Here is a 1,537-nt window from a genome sequence, read left to right as displayed (position 1 = left end):
TGGGCTTGGGCAATGGATACCCCGTTCCAATGGACTAAGCAGATTGCGTCTCACTTTGGGGGAACTCGCAATGGCATGGTGATTTCCTGGCCCGATCGCATTACCGATGTGGATAAGAAGCGCTATCAGTTCAGTCATGTCATCGACATTGCTCCCACCATTCTGGAGGCTATTGGTATTGAAGAACCCACCCTATTCAATGGGGTCATGCAAAAGCCGATCGAGGGAACCAGTTTAGCCTATACCTTTGATGCAAAGTATAGGCTTGATCAAACTGATGATCCAACTGCAGATCAAACTGATGATCCAACTGCAGATCCAACTGATGACAATAAAAAATATAATGCAAGTAAGATCAATGCCCCCAGCAAGCATACCACCCAGTACTTTGAGATGCTCACGAACCAAGGGATCTACGACAAAGGCTGGATGGCCAGTGCCAAGCGCGGAGACCCCTGGCTTTCAGAAAACCCCGAGATGGATCTGTTGGACATGCCCTGGGAACTCTACAACATTGAAAAGGACTTTTCTCAAGCGGTGGATTTGGCTGACCAAAAGCCGAAGAAACTCGAAGAGATGATCAAGTTGTTTTATGCGGAGGCCAGCAAGTATAACGTTTTGCCGTTGGACGATCGCAAAGGTGACCGGGTTGATGTGGCCAATCGTCCCAGTTTGACCAAAGGACGTGACGTCTTTACCTACCCCGATCATTTTCGCGTTCCCGAAGGTTCAGCCCCCGATCTCAAAAGGAAGAGCCATAAAATTACGGCCAATGTAATTTGGCCTGAAGATGGCGAAGGAATGCTGTTGACTTTGGGAGGCCGTTTTAGTGGATACGGTTTGTTTGTCCAAAATGGTAAACTGGTGTATCACTACAACTGGGCGGGAATCGAACGCTACAACATTTCAGCGCCTTTGCCTGCCGATTTGCCCACCGATACACCGATTACTTTGGAGGCTGTTTATAAAACCGTATCACAGGAAAAGATTAATCAAAAGATTGATGAAAAGATTAAAAAGGAGGATGTCAATAACGATGTCAAAGAAGTAATAGGTAAATTACTAGGTGCCGAAGTGAACCTCTACGCTAACGGTGAACCTCTGAAGATTAAGGGAAACAATTTGGTTTGTAAGAGCATTCCCAACCGCTTCACCTTAGATGAGACCCTTGATGTGGGCTTTGATACGGGTACGCCTATCCGAGAAAGCTATAAAGATCAAATGCCTTTTGACTTCACCGGAACGTTGAACTCGGTGACGATCGAATTAATTAAGGATGTTGCAGACCCAAATGTCTTAGAGCCATGCAGAGAGGAATATGAGGAGTTCCGTCTTAATCGCATTCCGTTCTACGATTAAGCCATGCAAAATATCAAGATTGCAGGCACAATTCGAGGGTTGATTTAAAGTCGGAATAGGAGTAAATACCTGAGTCCATAACTTTTAACAGGGTGGGCATTGCCTACCCTGATTCATATCATAGCCCGAACTATAGCGCTACTTGAAAAGGTAACAGGGAACAGGGAACAGGAGACTG

1 pseudogene is annotated in these 1,537 nt (G+C 45.8%); it reads left to right on the top strand.

The features are described 5' to 3' along the window. A pseudogene (locus tag D5R40_RS32905) lies at positions 1 to 1,359 on the top strand (hypothetical protein); the annotation flags it as partial. Between the last annotated feature and the right edge of the window lie 178 nt (positions 1,360 to 1,537).

Origin of the sequence: Okeania hirsuta (assembly GCF_003838195.1) — a bacterium.
GTDB classification, from domain to species: domain Bacteria; phylum Cyanobacteriota; class Cyanobacteriia; order Cyanobacteriales; family Microcoleaceae; genus Okeania; species Okeania hirsuta.
This window is presented reverse-complemented; position numbering and strand designations above follow the sequence as displayed.